This window comes from Psychrobacter sp. SC65A.3, assembly GCF_025642195.1.
Taxonomy (GTDB): Bacteria; Pseudomonadota; Gammaproteobacteria; order Pseudomonadales; family Moraxellaceae; genus Psychrobacter; species Psychrobacter cryohalolentis.
The window spans coordinates 1,530,284-1,546,321 of record NZ_CP106752.1 but is presented as its reverse complement, the minus strand read 5'-3'; the positions used below and the strand labels follow the sequence as shown (position 1 = coordinate 1,546,321).

Genomic DNA, 16,038 nt, shown 5'->3' with positions numbered 1-16,038 from the left:
AGTGCCAATCCTAAGATAGGGGCACTTAGTAAAGTGACTGTAATAATTTAAGCGAATAATATTACAAACGATAACTATTATCAATATGTAAATTAGGATGGCAGTATATTAGATATGTTACGGATCAGAGCAGCAAATATGATAATGGCGGCGTACAGATGAGGTGCTGCCTATAGGGATTTGCCATCAGTATTTTTATAGGGCTGTAGCGAGGAGAGCTTTAATAAGACTTTATGACATGGTGGTGAAGATAGCGACTAGGCGACTATCTGGAAGTATGGTAAAAGCGCGGATCATGCCACTGCGTTATATGTATGTTTCCATGATACTGAGTTAATAATAAAATCGCATACTCACTTAAAGTGTTAATAATTATGCGATTAAAGTGTTAATAATTATGCGATCTCTATCATTAATTACATGATCTAGCTAATGTAAAGATTGCTCTCAATACTATTTTTCATATGCAGTAGACGAGGGGCAACATCTTCCTCTAGTTTTGTACGGCTCAAAACGAAATTTGGCGCGCCACAATTAAAAGTCAGTAGGCCCTCAGTAGGGTGCATTAAAGCAGTGGCAACTGCATTGACATCTTTTTGCCATTCGCTAATTGAAAAGCAATAGCCATAATCTTCATAATCTTTAAAAGCTTTATCTAGTCCTCTTCTAATCTTTATCCAATCCTCTTTGTACTTAGTGCGAATGGCATCAAGGATAAATTCTTGCTCAGCCTGCGGCATACTTGCTAGACAGGCTCTGCCCATCGAACTTAAGTGAATAGGTAAGTATGAGCCGACATTACGGCGCATAGTCGTAGTGCCATCACCTTGCACCACATTCAAATATACCATCGTTAGTCGATCGCGAGTGGCCATGGCAACCGCACTATTTGCATACTCTGCTAACTCTTCCATGTATGGCGTTACTAGATTGTTGATAGAGATGTTCGCCATCATCGTATAGCCAAACCCTAAGACACCAGCAGACAATTGATATTTACTACTATTTATTGATTGCTTTAAATAGCCGAGCTTAACTAAAGTATAAGTAAGACGCGTAATCGTGCCTTTAGGCAGCCCGGTTAGTTGACTTAAGTCTTGATTACCAAGATAAGGACGCTGCGGGGTAAAACAACGAAGTAGCTCTAGCCCTCGCGCCAAAGCGGTGACGAACTGCCGATCATTCTTATCGCGCATCTCTGCAATCGGCTCTAGCAGTTCGATATGTGTTGTGTTAGCCGAGCCTTCAGTAATAAGGTTTTTAGTTGTCATATATTATTTTTATTCTCAATTAAGTTAATACAAATGTAATGGTCAACATACTGCTTATCGTATTTTATTATCAGAATAAATTACTTTGAGCTAATAATAGTATGCACCTTTAACCATACTATCTTAAAGGTGCATTTAAAATACTTGGCACAGCTATTATAAGCTATTTCGCTATGCGGTACATATATTGAATAATATTATGCTTTTTGTGGGTCATACTGTTGTTCTTTAATAAACAACGTCGGAATAAGACCACATAAGAAGTACGCACCTGCCATCAGTAATAAACCTGCGCCGATAGAATTTTGCATCGCCATATAACCAATAGCGACGGGCGCAATAACTGAGCCCAGTCGTCCGATATTGAAAGCACCACCGATAGCAGTACCTCGAATAGCAGTCGGAAAGCTTTCGGTCAAATAGGTGGCGTTAATTGCATAAGGAATACCATATAAGAAGCCAAAGGTTATCATTAACCAACCGATGTTTTCTGGCGTATGCATGTAGACCAATACCGGTATAAATAGTGCCGTACCCATCGTACCGAAAGCAAATACTATCTTGCGACCTATCTTATCAGCCACGATACCTGCGACTAATTTGGCAAACATCATAGTCAGATAAGTACCTGCCATATAGATAGCCATCTCTTTAAACTTGATACCTAATTCAGTTTCTAGATAAGATGGTAACCAGTTGCTTACGCCAAAATAACCAAATAATAAAAGCCCTGAACTCATAGACCATAAAATAAACATGATGCGATGCTTTGGATTCTCAAATATGGCTTTATAAGGGTTTTCAGGTTTTTGAAGTGAGTTCTTTGCGCCACTAAGTTTAAGGGCACGTGACTCTTTCCAAGACTGGGGCTCAGACACTAGAAAATACATCAATACTGCCAGAATAATAGGTATAAAGGTTAAGAGGTATAGAGTGCGCCAACCATAGCTAGGAATAATCCAAGCAGACAGGCTCGTAATAACGAGAGATCCTAAAGTAAACCCTGTCATCAACATCGCAAGCACCGTCGTTCGATGTTTAGTAGGGACCATCTCAGACATCAACGTATTGGTCGCAATGTATAAGCTACCAAGACCCAAACATGCGGTGAATCGTAATGCTACAAAATGTTCGTAGCTCTGCGCAAACCCACTAAAACCTGATAATACAGAGAAGAGTGCGGTCGCAATCACGATAACCCGTACCCGTCCAAAACGATCACAGGCCCAGCCGCCAAAGAACCCACCGATTGCCATGCCAAATAATGACCAACTGCCCAAAGCACCTGCTTGTACATTGGTCAATCCAAATTCTTGTTTTAAACTTGAAAGCGTAAAGGCAAGAATACCGATATCAGCCCCATCACATAACAAGACTAAAAAACAAAATACAAAGGCCAGTTTCCAAGGTTGCTTCTGGGTAGAATTTAAGCTTGGATTCGAAGTTATAGCCGCACTTTTCACAATACATATCCTTATCGTTGTGAGAATAAAAAACTATTTTAATAGTGTCTTTATGACGGTATTCACGTCCTAGCAAATACCGGTATCGCCTAGCTCATCAAACAAACTACTATTCACTGACTTCTTTAATCATATTACGGGCGATGATAATCTGCTGAATCTGAGTCGTACCTTCATATAAACGATACAAGCGCACATCGCGATAAAAACGCTCAATGCCATAATCGGCAATGTAACCCGCACCGCCATGAATTTGTACGGCTCTATCAGCAACGCGACCACACATTTCAGTGGCAAACATCTTGGCACAGGAGGACTCAGTGACGACATCTTTACCTTCATCACGCAGGCGTGAGGCGTCTAATACCATAGATTTAGCCGCATAGATTTCTGCTTTTGAATCAGCGAGCATCGCTTGAATAAGCTGAAAATTGGCAATTGGCTGCCCAAACTGCTTACGTTCAACGGCATAATGTAATGCATCATCCAACATGCGAGTCGCGGCTCCGGTACTCGCTGCAGCAATATGTAGGCGCCCTTTATCGAGTACTTTCATCGCGGTTTTGAAACCTACACCTTCGACACCACCAATCAAAGCATCAGCAGGCACGACACAATTATCAAAGATGACGTCACAGGTATGAGCACCTTTTTGCCCCATTTTTTTGTCAATTTTGCCCAAAGTAATACCAGGGGTATCACTCTCAACGATAAAGGCTGAAATACCACCCGATCTTTTATTTTGTGGATCAGTACGTGCCATCACGGTAAACACGCCGGCTTCAGGAGCGTTGGTAATATAGCGCTTAGTACCGTTGATAATGTAGGTATCACCGTCCTTGATAGCAGTGGTCTTTAATGAAGCGGCATCTGAGCCAGAATCCGGCTCGGTCAAACAAAATGAGCCGATGATTTCACCACTGGCGAGCCTTGGTAGATATTTCTGTTTTTGCGCTTCAGTACCATCGATGACTAGACCAGATGAGCCAATACCGTTATTTGTCCCTATCAATGAGCGAAAAGCAGGAGAGGTGCGCCCTAGTTCAAATGCCAGCGTGACCTCTTCTTCCATCGTAACGCCAAGCCCACCATACTCTTCGGGAATAGTCAGTCCAAACAGCCCTAACTCGCGCATTTGATTGATGATATCGTCTGGAAGACGGTCATTTTCTGCTACCCAGTGTTCCATCGGTATTAATTGGTTATTAACAAACTGGCGGATAGTGTCGGTGATTTGGTCAAGAACGTCCTTATCTCTGATCATGTGATTCTTCCTTGTTTAATTGATATTCAAATTGATAGCGGCTTCATAATTGCCTTGAACAAACAGCATAATTGATAGTTTATGAAATTACAATAGTTTTGGTTTAAATAACCGCAATGCGGTATTTATTAAAAAATTAAAGTTTAAATGGTTGGTTTATTTCTCAATTTAACTGAGATTTACCCTTCACAAAGGAAAATAAACAGTATATATTGGTCTTAAATATCGCTATGCGGTATTAATTATCATAATTACTAGTGTTTTTGAAGGTTGATGTACTTTACCTAAGGACACTGTTTAAGGGACAGCATCATGGAAGAGCCAATCATTATTTGTAAACAACAAGAAAATGGCGTTAGTGTGATAAGACTCAATCGTCCCAAGGTTCGCAATGCTTTAAACACTGAGCTACGCGAAAAAATGGCAGAGATTTTTATCAAACTAAACGATGACCCAAAGACTAAAGCTATCGTGCTGACGGGTGGTGATAAGGTGTTTGCGGCTGGTGCTGACATCAATGATTTTCTAACTGCGAAAACAGTCGATGTGTATTTGCGTCATAGCGAACGCTACTGGGATGCCATCACCAATTGTCGCAAGCCGATCATTGCAGCGGTCAATGGCTATGCGCTTGGCGGCGGTTGTGAGCTTGCTATGCATGCCGACATCATCGTCGCTGGCAAGTCTGCTAAGTTTGGCCAACCAGAAATCAAAATAGGGCTGATGCCAGGGGCAGGGGGTACGCAGCGGCTATTTCGCGTAATTGGCAAACATAAAGCCATGAAGCTGATATTAACGGGCGACATGATAAGCGCTGATGAAGCAGATCAAATGGGGCTAGTCTCTGAAGTAGTCGAAGATGAAGCGACTATCAAACGTGCTATCGAAATTGCAGAGCAACTAGCGGGTTACTCGCCTATTGCCTTAACCCAAATCAAAGAAGTTGCCAATCTCGGGGTGGACATGCCATTACAAGCCGCGTTGGCTTTAGAGCGTAAAGCCTTTCAGATTTTGTTTGATACCGAAGATCAAAAAGAAGGGGCAAAAGCCTTCTTAGAAAAGCGTCGTGCTGAATACAAAGGACAGTAGCTTGTTGAATCATAGAGAGACATAACTAAGCAACCCTGAAAACGAGACTATTTAACAATAGCGCATAAAGTAACAAGACCATATAAAGGATTATTATGACTGTTAAATCATTGGCCATTATCGGCACCGGTATTATGGGTATGGGTATTGCGCAAATCGCCGCCCAAGTAGGCATTCAAGTGCTGTTATTTGATGCCAAGGCAGGCGCTGCTGAGCATGGACGCCAATCCCTTCAAGCTACCCTCGAAAAACTAGCCGCCAAAGGTAAATTCACCGATGAGCAGCTGCAATCTACTTTATCGAATCTGATCGTGATTGAAGATATAGCCAAAATTGCCGAGGTAGATGTCGTTATTGAAGCAATTATTGAAAATTTAGAAATAAAACAACAGCTTTTTAAACAGTTAGAAAGCATTGTTCCTGCCGAGACGATTTTGGCAACCAATACCTCCTCGCTAGCGGTGACCGCGATTGCTTCTAATTGCGAGCACCCAGAGCGCGTGGCAGGATTTCACTTTTTTAATCCAGTACCTTTAATGAAAATCGTTGAAGTGATTCCGGGTATCTCTACCAAACCTTCAGTGGTTGAGACGCTGACGTCTTTAGCCAAACGCATGGGACATTTAGGGGTGGTGGCAAAAGATACCCCAGGATTTATCGTCAATCATGGCGGTAGAGCTTACGGTACAGAAGCGTTGAAAATATTAGGCGAGGGAGTTGCAAGTTTCGAGGACATCGACCGTATTTTACGTGACGGCGCTGGCTTTCGGATGGGACCATTTGAGCTCCTTGATCTCACCGGTATCGATGTATCACATCCAGTGATGGAGTCGATTTATAATCAATATTATTCTGAGCCTCGCTATCGCCCACATCCGTTAACTCGTCAAATGCTAATAGGGAAAAAGCTTGGTCGCAAAGTCGGTGAAGGCTTTTATCACTACACAGAAAATAAAAAACAAGATGGTCAAAAAGTTTCAGCAGATACGTCTAAACAATCATTGTTTGAATCATTAGTTCTTAAAACAGGGTCTGATACTTCAAACCTCTCCGTTTGGATTGGCGCAGATTTAGCAGAAGATAGACAACAGCTGATTGATCATTTGAACACTAATGGTATTACTATCGACGATAATGATGAGCCAAATTCTGGCAGTTTGATATTACTGGCAATTTATGGCGAAGATACCACCAATGCGGCTATCCGCTATCAAGTCAATCCTAACCAAGCGGTCGCTATTGATATGCTGACTGACTTATCTAAGCATCGTACCTTGATGCCAAGTATCGTCACCCAAGATAACTTTATTGCACAAGCTTATGCTTTATTTGGTAGAAAAACAGATAACCGTTTAGTTGAGGACAAAGCCATTACACAGGTTGCTGTTGATGCCACACTGATCACTGAAAGCACTGGGTTTGTGGCGCAGCGAGTCATGGCTATGGTGATTAATTTAGGCTGTGATATTGCGATGCAAGGTATTGCGTCTCCTGAAGATATCGACAATGCCGTCAAGCTTGGACTAGGGTATCCCTATGGTCCTATTTCATGGGGAGACGAGCTTGGGGCTCAGAGAATCTTACTTATCTTAGAGCGTATTTATGGGTTAACAGGTGATCCGCGTTATCGCCCAAGCCCGTGGTTACAACGCCGCGCCACGCTAGGTATTTCACTATTTACTCAGCAAACTAATTATTAATATTAATAGCAACAACCTAGCAATCTTGCTAAACCATATATCTTAATAAGACAAACTCTCAAAACACAACAAGGAAAAGTTATGTTAGATGCCTATATTTATGACGGATTAAGAAGCCCTTTTGGTCGCCATGGAGGCGCATTAGCCACCGTTCGTCCTGATGACATGATTGCGACAGTAATGAAAGCTTTGGTCGAAAAGCATCAATTGCCTAATGATATCTTTGATGAAGTACTGATCGGTAATACCAATCAAGCTGGTGAGGACTCACGTAATATCGCCCGCAATGCTGCGTTATTGGCAGGATTAGATGTCAAAACACCCGGTCAAACCGTGAATCGCTTATGCGCTTCAGGACTATCTACTGTCATTGATGCCGCTCGTAGTATTACTTGTCATGAGGGGGATATATTTTTAGCAGGGGGCGTTGAGTCCATGACCCGTGCACCTTTTGTCTTTGCTAAGACTGAGCAGCCTTTTAGTCGTGAGTTTAAAGTATTTGATACGACTATTGGCAGCCGGTTCCCCAATCCCATTATCGAAAAACAGTTTGGCAGCGATAGCATGCCGCAAACGGGTGATAATGTCGCCCTCAAATACGGTATCACTCGTGAAGAAGCAGACAAATTTGCAGCGGCCTCGCAAGCGAAGTACCAAGCGGCAAAACAAGCTGGGTTCTTCAATGATGAAATAACACCGATTATGGTATCGCAAGGTAAAAAATTACCCGAAAAAGCGATAGTGGAAGATGAGCATCCTCGTGCCAGCTCTACTGTTGAAGCGTTACAAAAACTTAAACCTTTAAACAACGAAGGTGTCGTCACAGCAGGCAATGCTTCAGGTATCAATGATGGCGCAGCGGCTTTAATTATTGGCTCAAAGCAGGCGGAGGAAAAGTTGGGCTTTAAGCCTATTGCCAAGATTCTTTCATCCGGTGCTATGGGTGTTGAGCCGAGTATTATGGGCGTAGGACCTGTTGAGGCCATTAAACTGGCGTTGAAACGTGCTGACTTGACACTTGATGATATGTCCATCATTGAGATTAATGAAGCGTTTGCCTCGCAAGTACTTGGCTGCTTAAAAGGTTTAGAAATTGACTTTGATGACAAACGCGTCAACCCTAACGGCGGAGCAATTGCTGTTGGGCATCCGCTGGGTGCATCAGGCGCAAGACTGGCATTAAGTACCGCTCGCGAGCTTCAGCGTACGGGCGAAAAATACGCGGTGGTCAGTTTATGCATTGGCATTGGGCAAGGGCTTGCCATGGTGATTGAACGAGTTTAATTTTTCCGAATTAACATCGCCATACTATTTTATTATCAAGGATGACCATAATGACTACGATACTTAACCAACATGAGGATTACCAGCAAGCTCAAGAAGCCTATGGTTTTCCTTTGATTATCAAACAGCTACTAAACCGTGCAAAAATCGCCTCTAAAGATCAAACCATTAGTTATGCGGATAAGGTTACTTATACGTACGCTGAATTTTTTAAGCGTGTTAATCGCTTGGCAAACGTACTTAAAAACATGGGTTTGCAAGCAGGTGATGTGGTTGCTGTTATGGATTGGGACAGTCATCGTTACCTTGAAGCTTACTTTGCTGTGCCTATGTCTGGAATGATTTTGCAAACGGTCAATGTACGCTTGGCTGAAGATAAAGTGCTGTATACCATCAACCATTCCAAACCAAAAGCCTTGTTACTTAATGCTGAGTTTGAGCCAATGGCTAAAAACTACCGTCATGAAGCCCCTTCTATTGAGAAAATTATTTGGCTGGATGACGCTCAGTATAGTGAAAACGATACAAAAACTGAGCAAGCCAATATGCCAGATTATGTTGAAGGTGAATATGAGGCAATGCTAGCCGCGGTCAGTGATGAGTTTGATTTTCCAGATTTTGATGAAAATACCATCGCCACCACATTTTATACCAGCGGCACGACGGGTGACCCAAAAGGGGTTTTCTTTACCCATCGACAGATCGTATTGCAGACGCTATCGAGTACGCTGGCCTCTGCACTCAGCGCCGAAGGTCAAGGTGCTCGCTACAATGATGTTTATATGCCGATGACGCCATTGTTCCATGTGCACGCATGGTGTTGGCCGTATGGGGCAACCATGATAGGGCTAAAACAAGTATATCCAGGGCGATATGTATCCGAAGTATTGGTTGACTTGATTGAACACCATAAGGTAACACTCTCACATGGTGTCCCAACCATTTTACAAATGTTACTTAAAGAAATGGCAACGCGAGGACGCAAGTTTAATGGTCTTAAATTGTCAGTAGGTGGCTCCAAATTAAACGAAGCTCTAGCTGAAGCCGCTATTGAAAGTGGCATAGAGTTTATCTCGGGGTTTGGAATGTCAGAGTCCTGTCCTGTACTTGCCCGAATGGCATTCGGCGATCAGACAAGTACTATGACAACGACAGAGCAGATCAACTATCGTTGTCTTTCTGGCTCACCAATTATGCTGGTATCGATGGAGCTTTGGGATGCGAACGGCAAATCTTTACCGATGGATGGTGAGTCGACCGGCGAACTCGTCGTTCGAGCGCCTTGGCTGACCCAAAGTTATTTTAAGAATCCAGATGCTGGCGATGAGTTATGGCGCGGTGGCTGGATGCATACCCAAGATATTGCCTGCATTACCGCTGATGGTACTCTCAAAATTACTGATAGGCTCAAAGATGTCATCAAGTCAGGTGGCGAATGGGTATCCTCGCTTGAAGTCGAAAATATTTTATCATTCCATCCTTGCGTTGCTGAAGTGGCCGTCATTGGAGTAGCGGATGAAAAATGGGGCGAACGTCCTCTAGCGTTAGTGGTTCTGAAACCTGAGCATACCGATATTAAAGCCGAGGATATTTTAGCATTGGGTCATCAAGCGGTTGAAAAAGGCTATTTACCAAAGTATGGCGTCCCCAGTGAAATAAAATTCTTAGTAGAAATGCCGAAGACCAGTGTGGGTAAGCTCGATAAGAAAAAGATGCGGATAATGTACGCAGAAAAATTAATCTAATCCAAACATATTTATTAGTGACTGCAAAAAAAACAGTTAATGCAGCTTACTGATAATTTGAATAGGTATGTTCATTTGCGCGACTAAACGAGATAACTATGAAAGCTTTAGCAAAACTACCAGAAATACAAGAGACGCTTAATAAAGATAATGACCATCCTATGCATGGTTTTGCGGTTATTTACTCTCAACAAGTAGAGTGGGGCGATATGGATTCTTTTGGACATGTCAATAATGTGGTCTATTACACTTATGCCCAAAATGCTCGTATTCACTATAACAGCCAATTAAATCTATTTAATGAGAAGACTTTTTCAGTCATGGCAGCATCATCCTGCCAATATTTCAAACCAGTAATCTATCCCGATACCTTATGGATCGGGGTTCGAATTAAGAAAATTGGCAATGCCAGCTTGATTCATGAATATACCTATTATAGTACCGCTATGAATACTATCGTTGCTAGCGGTGAGTCAGTACTGGTATATCTTGATAAAGCCACTGGACAAAAGAAAAATATTGATGACACAAAAAAAGCCGGTATTAGTGATTTTGAAAGGGTTCAATAAAGTAGGAGACATGTGTTTTTGTACAAGGAGATAATACTGGTATTTATGAAGTAACAAAATACAGTAGCGATAGGCATTTAAAGGAATTTTCAAACAATACAAGGAATGTATAGATCATGCTTTATATCAAAAAGTTGTCTTTTGGTTTGGCGGTTCTTGGGGTATGTGCACAAGCACAAGCCATAGATCTTGTCACAAATGCAGATACTACTCTAAGTATCGGTGGTTATGTTAAAGCCGAGGGTATATTTTATTCTCCAGATGAAGGCGAGTCAGAGTTCAAAGGCAATGCACGGCAATCTCGGATTAATCTGAAAACCACTAAGAAGGTAGAGGATAAAAAATTAACGGGTTTTATTGAAGGGGATTTTTATGGCAATGCCGCAAATGGCGGTTCAGACTTGCGACTTCGCCATGCTTATGTTCAGGTCAACGATTTGACCGTAGGTAAGACATGGAATGGGCAGTTCTTGGCGGTCTACCCGCTTTTGACTGAACAGCTCGACTTTAGGGGTACGGGATTAGGAACCATCTCGGGTGGGGGCGCTGATATCCGTCCAGATCTAACGGTGCATTATACTCATAAAGGGTTTCGTGTTACCGCTCAACAACCTGTTTATGAGGACGCTAACCTGCCTGATATGGTGGTCAGCTATAAAAATAACATATCTGATCTTAGCTATAACTTAGCGGTCACTGCGCGTGAGGCTAAAAATGGAAACGATTCAGATGTCGGTGTCGGCGTTTCTTTGGCCGGTAAACTCAAACTGGGTAACGACTCATTACATGCGAGCGTATTCAACGGTGAAGGGATGGGCGTCTATTCCACAGTATGTGTCGGAAAAATGCTTGGGACAACTGGAGCTATAGATTGTGATGCTGAAAACGGCGAGCTTGTGTCGCAAACAGGCTTTACGGTAGGGTATAGGCATAAATTTACAGAGAAGCTTCTGAGTAATATGCGTTATGGCGAGATTAATGTAGATGATGCGGCTGATACTTCCGTCAATGTAAAAAGTATAAACCTTGTTTATAATTATTTACCAGATCTCGATTTTGGTATTGAATGGCGAGATCGAAGCGATAAGACATTATCGAAAGTAAAGAAAGGTCAGCAAGTCGAAATCATGGCCAAATATAGCTTCTAAGCTAAATAATTTCTAAGCCGAATAGCTGAATAGTATGTCGTTTAAAGTTATATGCCATCGTCTAAATCATGATTATATAGTTAGTACTTATATAACAGGTTGCAGAAAAGGCGCATAAAGCTTGTCACTTATGGCAGTAAAGAGCAAAAGGATAAAAGGTTGTTAGCGTGACTGCAAGCAGGTGCAATGGGATTTTTATATACGGCTATGCCAAATCTAAGCTTTAGCGTTCTTCGGTATAGCTCATTTTTGCGTTGACTGCTACACTATCTGACACTCCAACATATTCTTTAAAGCACTACCATAAAAACTGATTAAGGACAGGTTATGCATATCACGGCAAATTTTGACGCGGGCAATATTGAGGTTATTAGTTTAGAAGACAAAAAAGATATCCAATTGGCTATTCGTCCGGACGTCGGTGGCGAGTTTTTTCAATGGTTTAACTTTCGTATAACCGGTCAGATTGGCGAGCAATATGTGCTCAATATCCTAAATGCAGGGGAAGCCGCGTTTTCTGGAGGGTGGGAGAGTTATCAAGCAGTTGCTTCCTATGATCGTGAGTATTGGTTCCGCCTGCCCACCTCTTATAAAGACGGCAAGCTGACCATAAACGTAGACATGGAATGTGAAACCATTCAAATTGCTTTTTTTGCCCCTTACAGCTATGAGCGTCATCAAGATTTATTAGCCGCTGTACAAATGCACCCATTTGTGACGTTAGAGCATTTAGGTGAAACGCTTGATAAGCGCGACTTAACCTTAGTTAAAATTAGTGATGGCGATAGCAGTAGTGACGAGAGTAAGCGCAACATTTGGATCACGGCGCGTCAGCATCCTGGTGAGACTATGGCTGAATGGTTGGTCGAAGGTCTCATTTATAGCTTATTAGACGGTGATAATGCGACTGGCAAATTATTATTAGACAAAGCAAACTTTTATATTGTGCCGAATATGAACCCCGATGGCAGCGTACGTGGTCACCTACGTACCAATGCCGTCGGAACGAACCTAAACCGCGCCTGGTCAAATCCGAGTTTAGAAAAAAGCCCTGAAGTGTTTCATGTTATTAAGAAAATGGAAGCGACTGGCGTTGATCTATTTTATGATGTACATGGTGACGAAGAGATACCTTTTGTGTTCCTTGCTGGCTCTCAAGGGACGCCTAATTATAATGACCGACTCGCGCGACTACGTAATAGATTTTCAGAAGTGTTAAAGCTGGCCAGTGCTGACTTTCAGACTGAAGAAGGCTATGATGTTGATGCACCGGGTACAGCGAATATGACGCTCGCAACTCACTGGGTGGCCGAACGTTTTGACTGCCTAGCCAATACTTTGGAGATGCCGTTCATAGATAACAATAATGTACCTGATGCAGATACGGGTTGGTCACCAGAGCGTTCTATTAAATTAGGAGAAGCGTCGCTAGTTGCCATGTTAGCGGTAGTTGATGATTTACGTTAGTTAACAGCTTCTCTAATCCTAATTTTATAACACCACATAAGAAAAACCATCATAAAAAGGTTGCGATCGCTATATTACAAATAGCGATCGCAACCTTTTTCTTATTTATTGATGCTGAGTCACAAATGGCGTTCGTTTATAAACTTGATATTACTGTATTAATAAAGCAATCATCATCTAAGATATTACAAGCCAGCCCCAAAACAAACTTCCAATGGCATTATCACAATGCAACTCATAAATATCTAAGTTTATTATTTTAAAGACCTTCTGAAAAATAGGCTGGCAAGCGCGCAGGCAAGCGTCAATGATAACAACATCGAGACTAAAGTATGGCTAAAAAAATGGTCGCCAAATGCCATTTTATATAGCCCCATCGTCCATCCTAAAACTGTGACGAGTATAAAAATTTTATAGCGATATTTTTGTACTGTCGGTAAAAATGCCAATCCATATAAAGAAAATCCTGCACTGGCATGCGCCGCTGGAAAGCACTTCGCAGGCGTTTTAGCGAGTATGTTTTGCCAAAGATTGAGATATGATAAATCACCATTGAAAAGAAATAAACTATTTGGACAGCTAACATGGGTAAAGCTCTTAAGGGTTGCGATAACCGTAGGTACTATGATGATAGTGATTAATAAATAACCTACCTCTCGGCTAGACAATGCTGCGATTGGTCTAATAAAAAACACTTTAGCATTCACAGTATTAGTGTATCGACGTTGCCAATAGTGCCAAATTAATACCATTATTAAATAGACGCCAAATAATATTAATAATAATTTTGGAAAATCATAAAAGATAAATCTATAAGGCTGCGCACCTTTTTCAAGAAGCCAATGTCCATTCGTATAAAAAAGATTACTAATACGAATATCAAATTGGCTGTGCTCAAACGTCAATGTCGCAATAATCGTTAAGCACAGCAGCTTGAGCCACGTCCAATCAGTTGTGTTTTTTACTAGCGTCATTGAGTCTCCTTTTAAATTATATTAAGTCGAAAATTTTTGAATCTTACTTAATATAAAAGGTTCCAGAACGCCATTACCCATAAGACAAACAAAAGCAATAACGCCAAAAATTGCGCCGCAGAACCTACATCTTTAGCTATTTTAGCGAGTGGATGTTGGTTCGTTGAGGTATGATCAACACTGGCTTCAATACCGGTATTAAACAGCTCAACGATAAGGGATAAAAAAGAGGTGATTGTCAGCATCATTTTTATGCTGATATCAAAAGGGATAAGTATGATTGCTATTAATAAGACGCTATTAAGCCAGAATACTTGTCTAAAAGCCGCCTCATATTTATAAGCGGCTTTAAAACCATCTAAAGAATAACCGGCGGCTTTAACAATACGAGAAAGACCTTTGTTACCTTTGGCAAGACTGGCATAACTATTAGGTGCAAGCAGTTGAGTAGCCGTCGTTTGGTTTTTTGATTCGGAGTTGATTGTATTCATATTGAATTCTTAATACGCATTAATATTGAGTTACGCTAGATGTTTTGAGTAATTAAAAAAATAATCAAACAAAAAATTAGCATACTGTTCTTATGAAAACAGTATAAAACAGGGGATATTAAGAAAACGTTAAGACAATATTGATTGGTTGATTCATGAAATACAGTGAAGACTTATATACGGCATTTATTATAATAAATGCTAAATGTACTACCACCTGTAGCATTGTCTTGGTGCATAAGCTCCCAGTCCATATGAGTCATGATACGTTGCACAATGCTAAGACCCAAACCGCTACCTTCTACCTGATCGCTGGTATTTATGTCATTCAGACGCTCAAATCTCTCATAGAGTAAAGGCATCATAATTTCGGGAATACCAAGACCAGTATCAGTCACCGTAATTTTTTCAGCATCGATAGTGACAATGACTTCACCATCATCTGTGTATTGAAACGCATTTTTTATTAAATTACCCAATGCCATTTTTAGCAGCTCAGGGCGGACATTTGCTATGTAATCTTGCTCAGCGACTACTTTACAAGTTACCGGTTTATGGCGGAGCAAATATGTTAAGCGTGTCACTTCATTAAGGGCGATGGTGTTGATAGAGGTTTGCGGTGTGTCCAGCTGTTCAGGCGCGCGCGATAATAGTAATAAAGCGCTGATGATTTCAGAGGTTTCTTTGGCGGTCGTACTAATACGGTTGGCGAATTCGCTTAGGCGACTGTGCTCTTCAAGTTGTGAGGCTAATACCTCTGATGCACCCATGATAATGGTCAACGGTGTGCGCAATTCATGACTGACATCGCCAGTAAATAGCTGCTCGCGTTTTAGATATTGCTCTAGTTTATGATTTTTTTCATCGATAGCGCGTGCTAATACCCCAACTTCTGAGGGTAGATGGGTTAAGTCGGTGAGGTTTTGATGATCGGTTTCTACGGCTTGCTTTAAATCTAGTAAAGGCTTAATGATTTGCTTAGAGGATAAGTAAGAGAATAGCGCTGCAATGAGCAAACTCAAAACAACCGCAATTTTTAGTGCATCTGCAAATATATCCTCTAACTCTTCGAAGATGGCTAAAACAGGATAGTTTTCCATCACCATCTCGGACCCTTCTAAGTAGGTCAAAATATATTTTTGCTCATTTTGTTGATGGGCAAAAAAATGAAGATTCGTTTCAGTGTTGCCCCTTTGATTGTTCACGGTTACCTGCATCTCTTGAACAGTTCCGTTTGCTATCGCTTTTAAATTTTCAGGCGCACTGTCATAACGATAAATTTTGATACCAGGATTTGCTGTATAAGCCGCCTGTTCACCTTCTTTTTCTTGACTAAGTTGCAGCTGTTGTAAAAGACGTCCTTTCACTAAGTCCTGTTCGATTCGCATCTCAGCGTACATAAAAATACTGACGAACGTTGTGCAAAGCAGTAAGGCAAATAACAAATAGGAGATTCGAAACTTATTAGCGATGGATTCTATAGTGAACATGGCAGGTGCTTATTTAGAGTCAGGTAATATATAGGGAGGTACAGGCGTAACTACTTATAGTAAACTTCAATCTTTAAATTGTA

The 16,038-nt window shown here is 41.4% G+C and carries 13 protein-coding genes; 7 read left to right on the top strand and 6 right to left on the bottom strand.

Annotated features, from left to right (window positions below):
- Window positions 1-425: 425 nt before the first annotated feature.
- The 3 genes from OEG80_RS06600 to OEG80_RS06590 all read right to left on the bottom strand — a co-directional run bounded on the left by OEG80_RS06600 (window position 426) and on the right by OEG80_RS06590 (window position 3,998).
- On the bottom strand, window positions 426-1,271 hold the full coding sequence (locus OEG80_RS06600) for an IclR family transcriptional regulator (RefSeq protein WP_011513564.1): 846 nt from the start codon (window positions 1,269-1,271) through the stop codon (window positions 426-428).
- Between the two features lie 197 nt (window positions 1,272-1,468).
- Window positions 1,469-2,734, bottom strand: a complete 1,266-nt coding sequence (locus OEG80_RS06595; RefSeq protein ID WP_020443429.1) for an MFS transporter — start codon at window positions 2,732-2,734, stop codon at window positions 1,469-1,471.
- A gap of 109 nt (window positions 2,735-2,843) precedes the next feature.
- Window positions 2,844-3,998 (bottom strand): acyl-CoA dehydrogenase family protein, encoded by a 1,155-nt coding sequence (locus OEG80_RS06590; protein ID WP_149408351.1) that lies wholly within the window; start codon window positions 3,996-3,998, stop codon window positions 2,844-2,846.
- Between the two features lie 312 nt (window positions 3,999-4,310).
- Between OEG80_RS06590 and OEG80_RS06585 the strand changes: the two genes are divergently transcribed.
- From OEG80_RS06585 to OEG80_RS06555, 7 genes are all read left to right on the top strand, one after another.
- A complete protein-coding gene (locus OEG80_RS06585; protein ID WP_149408350.1) occupies window positions 4,311-5,087 on the top strand; it encodes an enoyl-CoA hydratase in 777 nt (258 codons plus the stop codon).
- An 89-nt stretch (window positions 5,088-5,176) separates the two neighbouring features.
- Complete coding sequence (locus tag OEG80_RS06580) at window positions 5,177-6,787, top strand: 3-hydroxyacyl-CoA dehydrogenase (protein ID WP_149408349.1); 1,611 nt, start codon at window positions 5,177-5,179, stop codon at window positions 6,785-6,787.
- Window positions 6,788-6,868: 81 nt separating this feature from the next.
- Window positions 6,869-8,071 (top strand): 3-oxoadipyl-CoA thiolase, encoded by a 1,203-nt coding sequence (locus tag OEG80_RS06575; protein WP_149408348.1) that lies wholly within the window; start codon window positions 6,869-6,871, stop codon window positions 8,069-8,071.
- Between the two features lie 50 nt (window positions 8,072-8,121).
- The gene (locus tag OEG80_RS06570; protein WP_263240012.1) at window positions 8,122-9,816 is read left to right on the top strand and encodes a fatty acid--CoA ligase; all 1,695 of its coding nucleotides are present in this window, start codon (window positions 8,122-8,124) and stop codon (window positions 9,814-9,816) included.
- Between the two features lie 98 nt (window positions 9,817-9,914).
- Window positions 9,915-10,385 (top strand): acyl-CoA thioesterase, encoded by a 471-nt coding sequence (locus OEG80_RS06565; RefSeq protein WP_149408346.1) that lies wholly within the window; start codon window positions 9,915-9,917, stop codon window positions 10,383-10,385.
- 116 nt (window positions 10,386-10,501) lie between these two features.
- Window positions 10,502-11,533, top strand: a complete 1,032-nt coding sequence (locus OEG80_RS06560) for a hypothetical protein (RefSeq protein WP_263240011.1) — start codon at window positions 10,502-10,504, stop codon at window positions 11,531-11,533.
- A gap of 327 nt (window positions 11,534-11,860) precedes the next feature.
- Window positions 11,861-13,000 (top strand): M14 family metallopeptidase, encoded by a 1,140-nt coding sequence (locus OEG80_RS06555; RefSeq protein ID WP_149408344.1) that lies wholly within the window; start codon window positions 11,861-11,863, stop codon window positions 12,998-13,000.
- A gap of 254 nt (window positions 13,001-13,254) precedes the next feature.
- On the opposite strand, the gene OEG80_RS06550 is transcribed toward OEG80_RS06555, so the two are convergent.
- The 3 genes from OEG80_RS06550 to OEG80_RS06540 form a co-directional block, all read right to left on the bottom strand.
- Window positions 13,255-13,974, bottom strand: a complete 720-nt coding sequence (locus tag OEG80_RS06550; RefSeq protein WP_149408343.1) for a PAP2 family lipid A phosphatase — start codon at window positions 13,972-13,974, stop codon at window positions 13,255-13,257.
- Window positions 13,975-14,021: 47 nt separating this feature from the next.
- Window positions 14,022-14,465, bottom strand: a complete 444-nt coding sequence (locus OEG80_RS06545; RefSeq protein ID WP_149408342.1) for a diacylglycerol kinase — start codon at window positions 14,463-14,465, stop codon at window positions 14,022-14,024.
- A 173-nt stretch (window positions 14,466-14,638) separates the two neighbouring features.
- Window positions 14,639-15,955, bottom strand: a complete 1,317-nt coding sequence (locus OEG80_RS06540; protein ID WP_149408341.1) for a sensor histidine kinase — start codon at window positions 15,953-15,955, stop codon at window positions 14,639-14,641.
- Window positions 15,956-16,038 lie beyond the last annotated feature (83 nt).

Bases quoted from the DNA above. Each gene is read 5' to 3' on its own strand.
- OEG80_RS06600 (WP_011513564.1), bottom strand. From the start codon at position 1,271: ATGACAACTAAAAACCTTATTACTGAAGGCTCGGCTAACACAACACAT.
- OEG80_RS06590 (WP_149408351.1), bottom strand. From the start codon at position 3,998: ATGATCAGAGATAAGGACGTTCTTGACCAAATCACCGACACTATCCGC.
- OEG80_RS06585 (WP_149408350.1), top strand. From the start codon at position 4,311: ATGGAAGAGCCAATCATTATTTGTAAACAACAAGAAAATGGCGTTAGT.
- OEG80_RS06575 (WP_149408348.1), top strand. From the start codon at position 6,869: ATGTTAGATGCCTATATTTATGACGGATTAAGAAGCCCTTTTGGTCGC.
- OEG80_RS06570 (WP_263240012.1), top strand. From the start codon at position 8,122: ATGACTACGATACTTAACCAACATGAGGATTACCAGCAAGCTCAAGAA.
- OEG80_RS06565 (WP_149408346.1), top strand. From the start codon at position 9,915: ATGAAAGCTTTAGCAAAACTACCAGAAATACAAGAGACGCTTAATAAA.
- OEG80_RS06560 (WP_263240011.1), top strand. From the start codon at position 10,502: ATGCTTTATATCAAAAAGTTGTCTTTTGGTTTGGCGGTTCTTGGGGTA.
- OEG80_RS06555 (WP_149408344.1), top strand. From the start codon at position 11,861: ATGCATATCACGGCAAATTTTGACGCGGGCAATATTGAGGTTATTAGT.
- OEG80_RS06550 (WP_149408343.1), bottom strand. From the start codon at position 13,974: ATGACGCTAGTAAAAAACACAACTGATTGGACGTGGCTCAAGCTGCTG.
- OEG80_RS06545 (WP_149408342.1), bottom strand. From the start codon at position 14,465: ATGAATACAATCAACTCCGAATCAAAAAACCAAACGACGGCTACTCAA.
- OEG80_RS06540 (WP_149408341.1), bottom strand. From the start codon at position 15,955: ATGTTCACTATAGAATCCATCGCTAATAAGTTTCGAATCTCCTATTTG.